Here is a 15,511-nt window from a genome sequence, read left to right as displayed (position 1 = left end):
AGTCTCTGTTAGACTCTGAAGAATATGAAGGTAATTATCTGCAACTTTTTACTTAACACCTTATTCAAAAGAAGGGCGGGCTGATGAACGTAACCACTCAAGTGGCTGAGCAACGTAAAACGCTGGAACAGGCCGTGGCGCAGGCTCTGGAGTTAGCGAAAGCTGGTTCTGACGGCGCGGAAGTGGCAGTCAGTAAAACAACCGGTATTGGGATAAGCACCCGCTTTGGTGAAGTTGAAAATGTTGAGTTTAACAGCGACGGCGCACTCGGCATTACTGTGTATTATCAACAACGTAAAGGTAGCGCGTCCTCTACCGATCTCAGCCCAGACGCGATTGCTCGCACCGTGCAGGCGGCGTTGGACATTGCGCGCTATACCTCGCCAGATCCTTTCGCAGGCGTAGCCGATGAGCAGATGCTGGCCTTTGACGCACCGGATCTCGACCTATTCCACCCAACCGAACTCGACGCCGATCGTGGAATAGAGCTTGCGGCGCAAGCTGAACAGGCCGCGCTGGCCGTGGATAAACGCATTACCAATACCGAAGGCGGCAGCTTCAACAGTCATTACGGAATTCGCGTGTTCGGCAACAGCCACGGCATGTTGAAAAGCTATTGTTCGACCCGTCACTCCCTCTCCGCATCAGTCATTGCCGAAGCAGCGGGTGATATGGAGCGCGATTATGCCTATACCATTGCCCGCTCAATCGACGAACTCAAAAGCCCAGAGTGGGTAGGGGCAGAGTGCGCTCGCCGCACGCTGTCACGCCTTTCTCCGCGCAAACTGCCGACCATGAAAGCGCCGGTGATGTTTGCCGCCGAAGTCGCTACCGGGCTTTTCGGGCATTTAGTCGGCGCAATCAGCGGCGGCAGCATCTATCGCAAATCTTCTTTCCTGCTCGACAGCCTGGGTAAACAGATTCTTCCTGAGTGGGTTACCGTTGAAGAGCATCCTCATCTGCTGAAGGGCATGGCGTCAACGCCGTTTGACAGCGAGGGCGTTCGCACCCAGCGCCGCGATATTGTGAAAGAGGGCGTACTGCAAACATGGCTAATGACCTGCTACTCCGCTCGCAAACTCGGCCTGCAAACCACCGGCCATGCGGGTGGCATTCACAACTGGCGCATTGCGGGTCAAGGTGACGATTTTAACGCGATGCTGCGTAAGTTGGGCAAAGGCCTGCTGGTGACTGAGTTGATGGGTCAGGCAGTGAGCGGCATCACCGGCGATTACTCGCGCGGTGCGGCCGGTTTCTGGGTCGAAAACGGTGAAATTCAGTATCCGGTTAGCGAAATAACCATCGCCGGGAACTTAAAAGATATGCTGCGCAACATGGTCAGTATTGGCAGCGACATTGAAACGCGCAGCAATATTCAGTGTGGCTCCATTATCCTGCCAGAGATGAAAATCGCCGGCGAATAAAATGTAACATCTTCTATAACAGCGACGGGCCCGCCGTCGCTGCCTTTCTGCTGCTCAGCCCCCTGTCACTTAACATTCTTTACAAAAAAGGGGTGCCAATTGCCTGGTGTTGCACTTATGTTAATGGCAGCAATAGTCCCACAAACAATGTCGTTATTTCTAATAAATCAAAAAATAAATGGAAGGTGAGCATGCGTAAACATGTTATTGCATTAGCGACGGTTGCCCTGCTGGGCTGGAGTATCCAGTCAATGGCGGCCGATTTAGAAACAGATATGGACACGATTGCCGATAACTACGGCAAGATTTTGAAAACTGACAGCAAGGCAGACTTCCTGGCTGGCTTGGAAAAAATGAAGGCAGCGGCGCAGGATGCTAAAAAATCCAAACCGCCTAAATTTGACTCCAAGCCAGATAATAGCCCTGAGATTCAGGACTATCACAAAGGTCTAGATACGCTGATTGGTCAGATCGATAAAGCCTCTGAGTTGGCAAAAGCCGATAAACTGGCCGATGCGAAGAAAGAGGCCGAAGGTTTTAAAGAAACTCGCAACGAAAATCATAAGAAATTTAAATAGTCCCCGTTCCTAGACCCTTCTCCGCCAAAAATGAGCGGGGAAGGGGCATTGACCTCTGCGCATTTCCCAGTCATTTCCACTGCTAAATCTTAATCGACCCGCGGTATGTGCCTTCTAATTGCATTTTTGAGAAATGGATCTGCTCAGTGCTCGCCATTTCCAGTTTGAACTGGAAAAAAACCGTCTACACACTAATTCGTCATGCGAGTAGGGTAAGAACAGATGAAAGTGGTTGCCAGTAAATAATGGGATCGCATCTGTAAAAGGGGCAGAGCAGATTGTTATGAAGAATGCACTTGAATTAAAAGATGCGCCAGAAAGAACCGAACAGTTATTGGCTGATATTCAAAAGATGTTGAACGCTGAAAATATATTTACCAACGACGTTCAGCAACAGATGTTAACTTCTCACGTTAAAGCCATGGTGTTGCGCTCTATTACCGGCGAGCCATTGCCGGAAGTTGAAAAAGAACTGTTTGATGAAATATCGGCAGAGTCGATGACAATGGCGGAAAAGGTTGTCGATATGCTGGGTAATTTGCCGATTGAGGAAGCCTATTTACTCTCGGTACATTTCGAAGTGGCGAAAGATAATAACCACTAATCGTGAAGATTTTAAAATCTATTTATTCATAACGTCGTATTTTTAACGTCATAAACAACTTATCTGGAGAGTTTAAATATGGGACAAGTCATCGTAGTTATCGGCGACCGCTTAGGTAAAGGCCAGAAAGTTGCAGCAGGCGTAGAAGCAGCGGGTGGTAAAGCCATTGTTATTCCTGGCGTTGCGGCCGACATGAAACTGGGCGACGTGATGAATGCGGAAGGTGCAACCTTTGGTATCTCCTTCTGCGGCAGCGGCGGTGCAGGTGCAATCACTGCCCAGAATAAATACAAATACAAAGCTAAACACGGTATGCGTTCTGTTGATGAAGGCGTAACGGCAATTAATGAAGGTTGTAAAGTACTGGGTTTTGGTTTTATGGACAAAGAAGAATTGGGTCAAAAATTGGTTGAAACTTATATCAAGAAAAATGGCCAGCCGTAATGAAGCAAAATTTAACTACCACGGTCAAGGTTGAGGGAAAAGGCGAGACAAAAGCTGCGGCTTTTTCCTCGGCGCTTAGCCAGGTCCAAAGAACCGTTCTTAAATCTACTGATAATATTTTGCTGCGCATTGAACCGCAGGACGTCAAGGTCATTACAGCAGAAGAGAAGGTTACCAGAGAGAAATTTTTGTTCTTCTTTCTGGCCAGGGAAAGGAAGAGTTATTACGTCGCGTTAGACATCACCGTCAATATGACCGTGATTAATACCGAACAGGTCATATTCACCAAGAAATAAATATTCGCCACAGGGAGAGCTGTCGCCGCAGGGTGCGCAGCTTTTCTTGCCGAGTATATAAAATCACAAGGATAACCTGATGTTTTTAATTATCTTATTCAAGTCGCTTATTATCGGCGGATTGGTGGGCGTTGGCGTAGGTGCAGGTGCTGCACGTATGTTCCACGCACCCACCGTACAGGGGATGGGGGCTTTTCGTACGCTGGGCGAGCTGAATTCTTGCGAAGGGGATCCGGCTTCACACTTCTCTTTCGGACTGGGCTTTTTCTTCAACGCCTGGGCGTCATCCGTGGCGGCAGGCTCCTTCACTCAGGACGTCGACCACCGCATTATTCCTAACTGGGCCGCTGCCGTGTTGATGATGAAAAATCGCAACGTGGCTGAAACCCTGCATGACCCGCGTAAGATGGCGATTGCTGGCGGCATCATCGGCATGATTGTCGTTGCCTTCCTGAACACGACGGCTTCTGCGGTTCCGCCTGCTCTACAGGTCACGGCAATCAAAGTGCTGGTACCTGCTGCCAACATGCTGGTCAACACGGTGATGCCGGTCATCTTCTGGCTGGCGGCGATTGATGCAGGCCGTCGTTCAGGCTTCTGGGGTACCATTTTTGGTGGTCTGGCGCAGATGATTATGGGCAACGCCGTACCGGGTCTGGTGCTGGGTATTCTGATCGGCAAAGGCGTTGAAGAGGGCGGCTGGAACCACGTCACTAAAGTGATGATGGGCGCGATTATTGCTCTGTTCGTGCTGAGCGGCTTCTTCCGTGGGTTCGACGTGAAACTGTTGCAGTCTTTCATGCTTGACGTCCCAACGTGGCTGAACGGCATCCATAACTCACTCAGTGGCAAATAAGGGGACATGAAAATGGAAGAACAAGCCAAAAGTGGTTTCTGGTACGCCGAATGGTCGTTCCCGATCTTTGTCGGATTACTCTCTGCCGGTGTGTTTGCCGGTACGCACATGTACTACTTGTACGGCATTGGTGCATTCAACGAAGTGGCATTTGTTTCGATGCTGCGTTCGGGGATGGACACTGGCGTTTATGGCGCAGTAGCTGCCTTCGGTGCCAGCTTCCTGTTTGCGCGCATCATTGAAGGTTCACTGGTCGGTATTCTTGATATCGGTGGCGCCATTCAGACCGGTATTGGCCTCGGCGTACCTGCGCTGCTGCTTGGTGCGGGCATCGTTTTCCCGGTCGCTAACTTCGCGGCCTCCCTGGTGACGGGCTTGGTCTTAGGGTTGGCGGTAGGTTACATCATTGTTCTGGCTCGTAAATTTACCATCAATCAGGGTAACTCTACCTACGGTGCCGACGTCATGATGGGCGCGGGTAACGCGACAGGCCGCTTCCTTGGACCTTTGATTATTCTTTCTGCCATGGCGGCATCTATTCCGATTGGTCTGGGTTCGTTGCTTGGCGCGCTGGTGTTTTACATCTGGAAAAAACCGCTGACCGGTGGCGCTATTCTTGGCGCGATGATCCTCGGTGCTATCTTCCCGATTTCGCTATAACAGATTGTTATTGATAGAGAGTTTAAGGAGACATGTCGTATGTATGATTTGATCCTCAGACAGGCAAAAAATGCAGACGGCAGCCTGACTGATATCGCCATTCTGGACGGCAAGCTGGCCGCAGTAGGTCAGCTTGCCGCAGAGGCGACCGCCACCCGAACGCTTGATCTCAAGGGCCAATATTGGGTCAGCGCAGGCTGGATCGACTCTCACGTTCACTGCTATGCAAAATCACCAATCTATTACGACGAGCCTGACCTGGTGGGCGTTGGCAGCGGGGTGACGACGGTCATTGACGCTGGCAGCACCGGCGCCAATGACGTCGATGATTTCTATCAAATCACCCGTGATGCCAAAACCAACGTCTTCGCTTTTTTGAACATTGCCCGCACCGGTATCGTGACGCAAAACGAACTGGCGGACATGAGTCAGATAGATAAAGTCGGCGTGCGTCAGGCGATGGCGAATAATCCTGACTTTATCATCGGTCTTAAAGCGCGCATGAGCAGCAGCGTGGTCGGTAAAAACGGCATCACACCGCTGTTTATTGCCAAAGAGATGCAGCAGGAAAACGGCGGTCTGCCGCTGATGGTGCACATTGGTAATAATCCACCCAATCTCGATGAAATTGCCGACGTGCTCGAGTCCGGCGACATTATCACCCACTGCTATAACGGCAAACCTAACCGCATCCTAACCCCTGAAGGGCAGCTGCGTGAGGCAATAAAACGCGCGCTCGAGCGCGGTGTGCTGCTTGACGTTGGGCACGGCTCGGCCAGCTTTAGCTTCGCCGTGGCTGAAATCGCGATTAAACAGGGCATCATTCCGCACACCATCAGCTCCGATATTTATTGCCGCAATCGGCTGGCTGGACCGGTGCACAGCCTGGCGACGGTGATGTCCAAATTCTTTAGCGTGGGCCTTTCGCTGCCTCAGGTAATCGACTGCGTCACGCGTCACGCCGCCGATGCGCTGCGCTTGCCGGCCAAAGGTCGTCTTGACGTGGGCTGTGATGCCGATTTAACCCTGTTTGATATTGAGCATGTGCCGCAGGTATTTATCGATTCGGAAGGTCTGACGGTCGAGGGTGACCGCATTCTGGTGCCGCTGGCGGCAATCGTTGCCGGTGAGCTGCTATTAACAGATGAAGGGAAGTCAAAAAATGTCTTCAATCTATGAAAAGTACGATTTAAAACAAGTCATTAACGCTTCAGGCCGCATGACTATTTTGGGTGTGTCTACCCCGCGCGCCGACGTGGCTGAGGTGGTCAATACGGGTTTAAACCATTTCTTCGAGATGAAGGATTTGGTGAATAAAACCGGTGCCTATATCGCCAAACTGCTCAACGTTGAAAGTTCGGTTGTAGTTTCCTGCGCCTCGGCCGGTATCGCCCAGTCAGTCGCCGCTGTGATCGTTAAAGACGATGCCTGGCTGCTTGAAAATCTGCACGCCGAACCCTTGACTGTGCCAAACGAAATTGTTCTGCCGAAAGGCCACAACGTTAACTTTGGTGCGCCGGTCGCCACCATGGTGACGATGGGCGGCGGCAAAGTGAGAGAGGCGGGCTATGCCAACGAATGTTCGGCCGCACAGCTGGCCGCAGCCATCACTCCGCGTACCGCAGCCATTATGTATATCAAGTCACACCATTCGGTGCAGAAAAGTATTTTATCGGTTGCCGAAGCCGCCGACGTGGCGCGCGAGCACAATATCCCGCTGATCGTGGATGCCGCAGCGGAAGAGGACTTGACCTGTTATTACGAAATGGGCGCTGACCTGGTGATTTACAGCGGTGCCAAGGCGATTGAAGGCCCGACCAGCGGACTGGTGCTGGGCAAAAAACAGTACGTTGAGTGGGTGAAATTGCAGTCTGGCGGCATCGGTCGTGCCATGAAAGTGGGCAAAGAGGGCATCCTCGGTCTGACTCAGGCGATTGAAAGCTATATTACCCAGCCCAAAACAACCGGTCAGGAAATGGTCGACAAGATGACACCGTTTATCAGCAGCCTTAACGCATTGAACGGCGTATCGGCGCAGGTGGTTTGGGACAGCGCAGGTCGCGACATCGCCCGTACTGAAATCACCTTTGACGAGGCGGTGCTTGGTTGGAAAACCAAAGCTATCGTCGATGCGATGAAAACCGGTGAAATTGCGATCTACTTCCGTGGCTATCGGGCCAACGAAGGAAAAATTGACGTCGACGTGCGCAGCGTAACCCCCTCACAGCTGGTCACTGTTGCCCAGTGTTTCAAGGTTCTGTTTAGCGGAGAGAAAGCATGAAGCTGACCCCGAATTTTTATCGCGACCGTGTCTGCCTTAACGTATTGGCCGGTTCTAAAGACAATGCCCGCGACATTTACGAGGCCGCAGAAGGCCACGTGCTGGTCGGCGTGTTGTCAAAAAATTATGCCGATGTGGCAAGCGCCGTCGCCGACATGAAAGAGTACGCCGCGCTAATTGAAAATGCGCTTTCCGTGGGCTTGGGGGCGGGCGATCCGCGCCAGTCGTTGATGGTGAGTCAGATTTCTCAGCAGGTTCAGCCGCAACATGTAAACCAGGTTTTCACCGGCGTAGGCACCAGTCGTGCACTGCTGGGTCAGAACGAGAGCGTGGTCAATGGCCTGATTTCTCCGACCGGTAAAGTCGGCTTCGTCAAAATATCTACCGGTCCGCTCAGCTCGAACGCTAACGACGGCATAGTGCCGGTCGACACGGCAATCGCCCTGCTGAAAGACATGGGTGGCAGCTCAGTGAAATATTTCCCAATGGGCGGTCTGAAAACGCGTGAGGAGTTTGCCTTCGTGGCCCGCGCCTGTGCCGAACAGGACTTCTGGCTCGAACCCACCGGCGGCATCGATTTAGAAAACTTCGACGCGATAATGGAAATTGCCCTTGAAGCTGGCGTCAGCAAAATCATTCCGCACATCTATAGCTCTATTATCGACAGCGCCAGCGGCAATACGCGTCCTGAGGATGTGAGAACGCTGCTGGCCAGCGTTAAGCGCCTGATCGGTTAATCTGCACTTTCAGGTTGTAAGTAGTTGTTATTTCCATTAAAAGCATAAGAGGAACTATGAGAAACTGGCTACGTATTTCAGGTTTAACCTCAGCGCTGATGGCAGTTTCTGCCATGCCGCTGTATGCAGCAGAGAAGGCAATGACAACCGAGACAGCACATTACGCTTACGTAGGTACTTACAACCCGAACGGTGAAGGAGTTTATCGCTTTAAGGTAGACGCCAAATCCGGAGCCCTCAGTGACAAAGTTCTGGTCAGCAAATTGCCAAACCAGGCGCAGATGGTGGTGGGCCATGGGGGTAAAACGCTGTACATCGGCAGTGAGGTAGATAATTACAACGGCGGCAAGCACGGCTCTGTGGCCGCTTACCATATCAATCCCGAAGACGGCAGCCTGAGTCTGATTAATCAGGTGGACTCTCAGGGGGCGGGGCCGGTGTATCTATCGTTAACGCCGAGTGGCGATCGCCTGCTGGTGGCCAACTATATCAGCGGTATTGTGGCAGCGTTTCCGATAGACGGCAGTGGCAAGCTGGGAGACGCCAGCTCGGTGCATCAGGACGAAGGTCCTGCGGGTGCGGGTAAGCCTGCCGCCGCAGCTGAGGGTAGCTTTGCCATCAGTGACCACAATGGCCCGCATGCGCACATGATTGCCACCGATCCCAGCGGTAAGTATGTATTCTCGACTGACCTCGGGCTGGACCGTATTTATCAGTGGAAGCTGAACCCGTCCAATGGCCAGCTTGAGGCCAACGCTCCGGCGTTTATCAATGCCTCATCCGCCGGTGCTGGGCCGCGTCATTTTGTGTTTCATCCCAACGGTGACGTGGTATTCCTGGTCAATGAGGAAGCTTCAGTGCTGACCAGCTATCATTTTGACAAGGCAACGGGCACCTTAACGCAGTTGCACAGCCTTTCAACGCTTCCACCGAATTTCAAAGGCACTAATTTTGCCGCCGGTATTGTGTTGAGTAAAGATGGCAAGCACTTGTACGTTGCCAACCGTTTACACAACAGCATTGCGCAGATTACTGTCACCGGCAGCGGCGAAATGCGCTGGGCAGATGAGTTCTGGACGCGTGGCGATTATCCACGCACGCTGACCTTGTCAGCTGACGGCAAATTTGTTTATGCCCTGAATCAGCGCAGTGACAATATTACTCGCTTCAAGGTTGAGAGTGGCAGCGGAAAATTAATTTTTGTAGACGACTATACTGCGGTTGGCAGCCCGTCGCAGATGGTGATGGTGCCCTGAAAACAGAAGGTTTACGTGAGATTTCCTTACCAACGATTGGCAGTACTGTTTGATGCATTACAGACGGAAACGTTGCCGCAGGATGAGCTGGCAAAGCGTCTGGAAGTCTCCACGCGCACGGTGCGTGCCGATATTACTGCGCTCAATGAAATTATGCAGCAGTACGGCGCGTGCTTTGTACACAACCGCGGCAGCGGTTATCAGCTGAAAGTTGAAGATGCTGCCCTGTTTTCTATTCTGCAACAGCCCGGTAAATCGACCAACCCCACGCCGCGCAGTGCGGCAGAGCGGGTTAATCGACTGCTGATCCGTTTTTTGACCTCATCATTTTCATTAAAGCTGGAAGACCTGGCCGACGAATGGTTCGTCAGCCGGGGTACACTGCAAAATGATATGCCGGAGGTGCGTGAGCATCTGGCCCGCTATCATTTAAATATTGAGACTAAGCCGCGCTATGGTATGAAGCTATTCGGCTCTGAGCTGGCGATCCGCGCCTGCCTTACCGACCTGCTGTTTCAGCTAAACAATGACGATCAAATCAGCTCCTTTCTTAAAGCCGAGAGCCTCGAGTCCGAGGCTCTACTGCCGTTGACCGATTTTATGCACCAGCTGTTGACGCAGTCGTCGATTCAACTGACCGATGAAGGTGAGCAGTATCTGATCCTTTACTGCGCGGTGGCCGTGAAGCGCATCGCCGGCGGTTATCCGTTGACCGACTTTGACGCCGAAGAGGAAGAACCGGCGGTTAAGCAAATTTCGGTAAAACTGGCCGCCGAACTTAAAAGAATGGTCGGCAAAGAGATCCCTGCCGCCGAAGAGGCCTATCTGCGGGTAAATATTGCCGTGCGGCGGGTGCAGAGCATTTTACCTACCGACATTAATGCCGATGACGAGGAATCGCTGGTCGATTACATTCTGTCGTACATCAATGCCCACTATAATTATGATTTGCAAGGCGATAAACAGCTTCGCTCGGACCTGCTGACGCATATCAAGGCCATGATCACTCGGGTTAAATATCAGATTAATATTCCTAACCCGCTGCTTAATAATATTAAGCAGCACTATCCGATGGCCTATGATGTGACGCTGGCGGCGGTATCAAGCTGGGGGAAATACACTCCATATAGTCTGAGTGAAAATGAAATCGGCTTCTTGGTGTTGCACATTGGCGTTGGGCTAGAGCGGCACTACAACATTGGCTACCAACGCCATCCGCAGGCGATGCTGGTGTGCGACACCGGTAATTCCACCATTCGTATGATCCAGGCACAGATTAGCCGGAAGTTTCCACAAATTGTTATTACTCAAATAATCTCACTGCGCGATTATGAAAAGCTTCAGCACATTGATGAAGATTTTATTATCGCCAATGCCCGCGTAACCGAGCGCAATAAGCCGGTGGTGGTGCTTTCGCCTTTTCCTACCGAATATCAGATGGAACAGCTCGGTAAGCTGGTGCTAGTGGATCGCACGCGCCCGTATATGCTCGAGAAATTCTTCGATCAACGCCATTTTATGCGCCTTGATGAGCCGATGACGCAGGCGCAGCTTTTCCGCAAGATTTGCTCTCAGCTTGAGGAAGAGGGCTATGTCGATGAAGAGTTTTATCCGTCGGTGGTCGAGCGTGAAGAAATTGTGTCGACCATGCTCGGCGAAGGTATCGCGCTGCCGCACTCATTGGGCCTGCTGGCGAAAAAAACCGTGGTGATCACCGTGCTTTCCCCACAGGGCATTAAATGGGGTGAGGGCGAAACGGCACACGTTATTTTCCTGCTGGCGATCAGCAAGGCGGACTACGAGGAGGCGATGGCCATCTATGACCTGTTTGTCACCTTCGTGCGTGAGAGGTCAATGAGCCGACTGTTAAGCAGTCAAGACTTTGACAGTTTCAAGGCAATTGCCATTGACTGTTTGAGCAGAATTTAAAACGGTGAAAGGAACGGCAGGGCAGTAATGGCTGCCCTGTGAGACGAATCAGAGAAAATCAGTCTTCGTCAAAACCTGAATTAATCAGGTTAAGTACGGCAGCCAGCGCTTCGGCCTCGTCGGGACCGGTGGCTTCGATTTCTATTTCCTGACCTTTAGGAGAATCGAGCATCAGCAGGGCGATAACGCTGCTGGCTTCAGCTTCAATTCCCGCGTCGTTACGCAGCATCACTTCCGACTCAAAACTTTGCACCAGCTCAAACAGTTTCATTGCCGGACGAGCGTGCATGCCGAGCCTGTTTTTTATCTCAACTTTTTGTTTTATCGACATAGCTTTTTACCGTCATCAAGAGTAACCGTCATGATTTGCGTTTTTCTAACGTACGGTGGCGTGACTGTACGTTTTTTCCACGAGAGCGGAAGTAATCGGCGAGCTCTTCGGCGACGTAAACCGAGCGGTGCTTCCCGCCAGTACACCCGATAGCTACAGTCAGATAACTGCGATTGTTGGTTTCCAGCATCGGTAACCACTGTTCGAGATAGCTGCGTGTCTGGTAAATAAAGTTATGAACTTCTGTATGGCGGTCAAGGAAGGCGGCAACGGGTTTATCCAGGCCGGTCATCGGGCGAAGCTTCGGATCCCAGTGTGGGTTAGGCAAGAAACGCACGTCAAACACGTAGTCGGCGTCAATAGGAATGCCGTGTTTGAATCCGAAAGACTCAAACACCATGGTCAGTTCACGCTCGCGTTTGCCCAGCAGGCGGGTACGCAGCATTTCAGCCAGTTCGTGCACCGACATCTCTGAGGTGTCGATAATCAGGTCTGCGCTGGAGCGCAAAGGCTCAAGCAGCTCGGCCTCTTGATCGATGGCGCTTTCGAGAGACAGATTTTTGCTGGAAAGAGGGTGTAAACGCCGCGTGTCGCTATAGCGACGGATAAGCGTGTTGCGATCGGCATCCAGAAACAGCAACTGGGGTGAGAAGCTGTCTGGCAGCTGAGTCATGGCATGTTCGTAAACTTCAGGCGTTTCTGGCATGTTGCGCACGTCAATACTTACTGCCGCTGAGGTATTACGCTGTGCCAGCTCCTGTGCGAGCTGGGGGAGCAGTACCACCGGCAGGTTATCAACGCAGTAAAAGCCCATATCCTCAAGCGCACGCAGGGCTACGGACTTTCCAGAACCAGAACGGCCGCTGACAATCATCAGCACCATCATTTATCTCCCTAAAATACCCCATGTTTTCCTAACTGCAGGTGCGTTACCTTCCTCGGTCACTTACGTAGGTAAGCGCCCAGCTATTCACCTGGTCGTTGCCTTGCTGCAGCTAGATGTTTATAGGGTATTGACTTAAAAGAGTAATTTTCGCGATTTACTCGTCTTCGGTAATAATCTGGAACAGTTCCTCGTCACTTTGCGCACTGCGCAGGCGACGGCATACCGCTTTATCGGCGAGCTTTTTGGCCACCAATGAGAGGGTATGTAAATGGGTTTTACATTGATCGGCTGGAACCAGCAAGGCAAAAAGCAGGTCAACCGGCTGATTGTCAACCGCATCGAAAGCAATCGGCTGTTCAAGCTGAATGAACACCCCTACGGCTCGCAGCGTGTCTTCTTCAAGTTTTCCATGAGGGATAGCAATCCCAGCACCAATCCCGGTACTGCCCATGCGTTCGCGGGTAAGAATGGCATCAAAAATCACCTGCGGTGCGAGGTTCAGCTGTTTAGCCGCCAGTTCGCTGATGATTTCAAGTGCGCGTTTTTTACTGGCGCAGTGAACGTTGCTTTTCGTGCATTCGGCATTTAATACCGAGGTCAGCTGCAGTGCTGTATCGTTGATCATCTCATTTTCGCTTAGTCTCATCCCCTAAATACCAATCGGCTCGCAACCCTGAGAGTAACGAGCCGATAGTTGCCTATGGGATCAGTGCTGTTTCAGTTTGTCTTTATGCTTATTAAGCTGCCGGGCCAGTTTATCAACCAGGCCATCGATAGCGGCATACATATCCTGATGTTCCGAGGTGGCATGCAACTCGCCCCCGTTCACGTGCAGCGTAGCTTCCGCCACTTTCTGCACTCTCTCGACACTCAATATTACGTAAACCTGGTTAATTCGGTCAAAGTATTGCTCAAGTTTGGCAAACTTTGTATTCACAAATTCGCGCAAAGGCTCGGTGATATCTACGTGATGTCCGGTAATATTGAGTTGCATAATGTCTTCCTTCTCGGTTGAGGTCAAACCAACTGTTTGCGCTGGTTTGAGGGCGGGATTGACAAAGACTCTCGGTATTTCGCTACAGTGCGTCGTGCCACCATAATGCCTTGATCCGATAGCATAGTGGCTAACTTGCTGTCGCTCAGAGGTTTGACGGGGTTTTCCGCCGCTATTAATTTCCTGACCAGTGCGCGGATAGCCGTGGATGAAGCTTCACCGCCGGTATCCGTACTCACGTGACTGGAGAAGAAATATTTAAGCTCGAAAATCCCTCGTGGACTGTGCAAAAATTTCTGCGTGGTCACGCGGGAGATGGTCGATTCGTGCATGTCCACGGCGCTGGCAATATCTGCCAACACCATAGGTTTCATAAATTCTTCACCAAAGTCAAAGAATGCCTGCTGCTGCTCAACAATACAACGTGTGACCTTCAATAACGTGTCATTGCGGCTCTCAAGGCTTTTTATCAGCCATTTGGCCTCTTGAAGATTACTGCGAATAAATTGCCCGTCGCTGTCGTTACGCACCGAATTACCCATCGCAGCATACTGCTGATTGATCTTCAGGCGCGGAATGCTGTCGGAATTTAGCTCTACGGTCCAGATTTTACCCACTTTACGTACCAGCACATCAGGAATGACGTACTCGGACTCACCGGTGTTGATCGACTGCCCGGGTCTAGGGTCCAGAGACTGGATAAACATCATCGCACACTTGAGTGTATCCTCTTTTAGACGCGTTGAACGCATCAGCGCACGAAAATCGTGATTCGCGAGCAAGTCCAGATGCTCGCTGACGATCAGCCGTGCTTCCGTTAAGTGCGGCGTATCAGAGGCATATTGAGAGAGCTGTATCAGCAGACAGTCGCGCAGGTCTTTCGCCGCCACGCCGACGGGGTCGAAACGTTGAACGCGTTTGAGCACGGCTTCAACTTCGTCCATGCTGACTTCTTCATCGCCAATGCTTTCAAGAATATCGTCGAGCGAGATGGTCAGATAACCGGTGTCATCTACGGCGTCGACAATGGAGGTGGCAATCGCGCGGTCAGTGTCGGTGAACGGGGTAAGTTCAACCTGCCACATCAGGTAATCCTGCAGGGTCTGAGTCGTTTCACCCTGATACACCGGCAGCTCATCGTCACTGTAGTCGTTACCGGTGCCTGACGGCGTGCCTGCGGTATAGATTTCATCCCAGGTTGCGTCGAGCGGCAGCTCCTCGGGCATGTCTTTTTGCTCGAGGGCTTCGCGGGTATCCAGGGCTTCACTTTCGGTTGTTTCTTTCGCGTCTATTTCATCGTGCAGGTCGGATTGTTCCAACAGCGGGTTGCTTTCCAGCGCCAATTGTATTTCTTGCTGGAGTTCAAGCGTGGACAGCTGCAACAGGCGGATTGCCTGCTGTAGCTGGGGTGTCATTGCCAATTGTTGGCTGAGCCTGAGTTGCAAACCTTGCTTCATATCTTGGTTCTATTTCCGTAACAACAAATAAAATAAAGCGTGCCAATTACAGACGGAAAGCTTCGCCCAGATAAACGCGTTTGACCTGTTCATCCTGCAGTATTTCTGCTGGCGTACCGTGGGCAATCAAGCGCCCCTGGCTGACGATGTAAGCGCGTTCACATACGTCCAGCGTTTCACGCACGTTGTGGTCGGTTATCAGCACGCCGAGTCCGCTGTCGCGCAGGTGTTCGATGATTTTCTTGATGTCGATGACTGAAATGGGGTCAACGCCGGCAAACGGCTCATCGAGCAGAATGAATTTCGGATTGGCGGCCAGCGCACGGGCAATTTCCACGCGACGACGTTCACCGCCGGAGAGTGACTGTCCGAGGTTATCGCGCAGGTGCGAAATATGGAACTCTTCCATCAACTCGTTGGCGCGGGCAATACGCTGATCTTTATTAAGATCGTCGCGAATTTCGAGCACGGCCATCAGATTATTGAAAACGCTCAGGCGGCGGAAGATAGACGCTTCCTGAGGCAGATAGCCTATCCCACGGCGCGCGCGGGTGTGTAACGGCAGTAGGCTGATATCTTCATCATCAACCACAATTCGTCCTGCATCGCGCTGAACTATGCCGACCACCATGTAAAAGGTGGTGGTTTTACCCGCGCCGTTTGGCCCCAATAAGCCGACGATTTCACCTGACTTGACTGACAGACTCACGTCTTCAACGACTTTACGGCCTTTGTAGGCTTTAGCCAGGTTTTCTGCGATTAATGTAGCCATAAGTTA

Annotated in this window: 18 protein-coding genes; 12 read left to right on the top strand and 6 right to left on the bottom strand. The window is 51.6% G+C overall.

Annotation, left to right across the window (positions count from 1 at the left end):
• Positions 1-83: 83 nt before the first annotated feature.
• The 12 genes from pmbA (at position 84) to GA565_RS22775 (ending at position 11,065) form a co-directional block, all read left to right on the top strand.
• Positions 84-1,424 carry a metalloprotease PmbA gene (gene pmbA, locus GA565_RS22830; RefSeq protein WP_152201044.1) on the top strand — a complete coding sequence of 447 codons (1,341 nt, stop codon included), beginning with the start codon at positions 84-86 and terminating at the stop codon, positions 1,422-1,424.
• Between the two features lie 191 nt (positions 1,425-1,615).
• Positions 1,616-2,002 carry a cytochrome b562 gene (gene cybC, locus GA565_RS22825; protein WP_152201042.1) on the top strand — a complete coding sequence of 129 codons (387 nt, stop codon included), beginning with the start codon at positions 1,616-1,618 and terminating at the stop codon, positions 2,000-2,002.
• 283 nt (positions 2,003-2,285) lie between these two features.
• Positions 2,286-2,606 carry a PRD domain-containing protein gene (locus GA565_RS22820; protein ID WP_152201041.1) on the top strand — a complete coding sequence of 107 codons (321 nt, stop codon included), beginning with the start codon at positions 2,286-2,288 and terminating at the stop codon, positions 2,604-2,606.
• 78 nt (positions 2,607-2,684) lie between these two features.
• The gene (locus GA565_RS22815; protein ID WP_152201039.1) at positions 2,685-3,050 is read left to right on the top strand and encodes an SFCGS family glycine-rich protein; all 366 of its coding nucleotides are present in this window, start codon (positions 2,685-2,687) and stop codon (positions 3,048-3,050) included.
• Complete coding sequence (locus GA565_RS22810; RefSeq protein ID WP_055774351.1) at positions 3,050-3,346, top strand: DUF4312 family protein; 297 nt, start codon at positions 3,050-3,052, stop codon at positions 3,344-3,346. The genes GA565_RS22815 and GA565_RS22810 overlap by 1 nt, the downstream gene beginning before the upstream one ends.
• 79 nt (positions 3,347-3,425) lie before the next feature.
• Positions 3,426-4,202: a DUF4311 domain-containing protein gene (locus GA565_RS22805; protein WP_055774354.1), complete on the top strand. Its 777-nt coding sequence runs from the start codon at positions 3,426-3,428 to the stop codon at positions 4,200-4,202.
• A gap of 12 nt (positions 4,203-4,214) precedes the next feature.
• Positions 4,215-4,862, top strand: a complete 648-nt coding sequence (locus tag GA565_RS22800; protein WP_055774358.1) for a DUF4310 family protein — start codon at positions 4,215-4,217, stop codon at positions 4,860-4,862.
• Positions 4,863-4,901: 39 nt separating this feature from the next.
• A complete protein-coding gene (locus GA565_RS22795) occupies positions 4,902-6,041 on the top strand; it encodes an amidohydrolase/deacetylase family metallohydrolase (RefSeq protein WP_152201037.1) in 1,140 nt (379 codons plus the stop codon).
• A complete protein-coding gene (locus GA565_RS22790; RefSeq protein WP_152201036.1) occupies positions 6,025-7,143 on the top strand; it encodes a DgaE family pyridoxal phosphate-dependent ammonia lyase in 1,119 nt (372 codons plus the stop codon). Before GA565_RS22795 ends, GA565_RS22790 begins: the two co-directional genes overlap by 17 nt.
• The gene (locus GA565_RS22785) at positions 7,140-7,880 is read left to right on the top strand and encodes a KDGP aldolase family protein (protein ID WP_152201034.1); all 741 of its coding nucleotides are present in this window, start codon (positions 7,140-7,142) and stop codon (positions 7,878-7,880) included. The genes GA565_RS22790 and GA565_RS22785 overlap by 4 nt, the downstream gene beginning before the upstream one ends.
• 56 nt (positions 7,881-7,936) lie before the next feature.
• Positions 7,937-9,136: a lactonase family protein gene (locus tag GA565_RS22780; protein WP_152201032.1), complete on the top strand. Its 1,200-nt coding sequence runs from the start codon at positions 7,937-7,939 to the stop codon at positions 9,134-9,136.
• Between the two features lie 15 nt (positions 9,137-9,151).
• Positions 9,152-11,065, top strand: coding sequence for a transcription antiterminator (locus tag GA565_RS22775; protein ID WP_152201031.1), 1,914 nt, complete (start codon positions 9,152-9,154; stop codon positions 11,063-11,065).
• Positions 11,066-11,123: 58 nt separating this feature from the next.
• On the opposite strand, the gene npr is transcribed toward GA565_RS22775, so the two are convergent.
• The 6 genes from npr to lptB form a co-directional block, all read right to left on the bottom strand.
• The gene (gene npr, locus GA565_RS22770; protein WP_055774383.1) at positions 11,124-11,396 is read right to left on the bottom strand and encodes a PTS phosphocarrier protein NPr; all 273 of its coding nucleotides are present in this window, start codon (positions 11,394-11,396) and stop codon (positions 11,124-11,126) included.
• A gap of 28 nt (positions 11,397-11,424) precedes the next feature.
• On the bottom strand, positions 11,425-12,279 hold the full coding sequence (rapZ, locus tag GA565_RS22765) for an RNase adapter RapZ (protein WP_152201708.1): 855 nt from the start codon (positions 12,277-12,279) through the stop codon (positions 11,425-11,427).
• Positions 12,280-12,436: 157 nt separating this feature from the next.
• On the bottom strand, positions 12,437-12,907 hold the full coding sequence (gene ptsN / locus GA565_RS22760; RefSeq protein ID WP_055774390.1) for a PTS IIA-like nitrogen regulatory protein PtsN: 471 nt from the start codon (positions 12,905-12,907) through the stop codon (positions 12,437-12,439).
• An 81-nt stretch (positions 12,908-12,988) separates the two neighbouring features.
• Positions 12,989-13,276, bottom strand: coding sequence for a ribosome hibernation promoting factor (gene hpf, locus GA565_RS22755; RefSeq protein WP_055774394.1), 288 nt, complete (start codon positions 13,274-13,276; stop codon positions 12,989-12,991).
• A gap of 23 nt (positions 13,277-13,299) precedes the next feature.
• Complete coding sequence (rpoN, locus tag GA565_RS22750; RefSeq protein WP_152201029.1) at positions 13,300-14,733, bottom strand: RNA polymerase factor sigma-54; 1,434 nt, start codon at positions 14,731-14,733, stop codon at positions 13,300-13,302.
• 46 nt (positions 14,734-14,779) lie between these two features.
• Positions 14,780-15,505 carry an LPS export ABC transporter ATP-binding protein gene (lptB, locus tag GA565_RS22745; RefSeq protein ID WP_055774400.1) on the bottom strand — a complete coding sequence of 242 codons (726 nt, stop codon included), beginning with the start codon at positions 15,503-15,505 and terminating at the stop codon, positions 14,780-14,782.
• Between the last annotated feature and the right edge of the window lie 6 nt (positions 15,506-15,511).

This window comes from Rouxiella sp. S1S-2 (assembly GCF_009208105.1).
In the GTDB taxonomy this organism is placed as follows: domain Bacteria; phylum Pseudomonadota; class Gammaproteobacteria; order Enterobacterales; family Enterobacteriaceae; genus Rouxiella.
The sequence above is the reverse complement of the archived record's forward strand: the minus strand, read 5'-3'. Positions and strand labels throughout refer to the sequence as shown.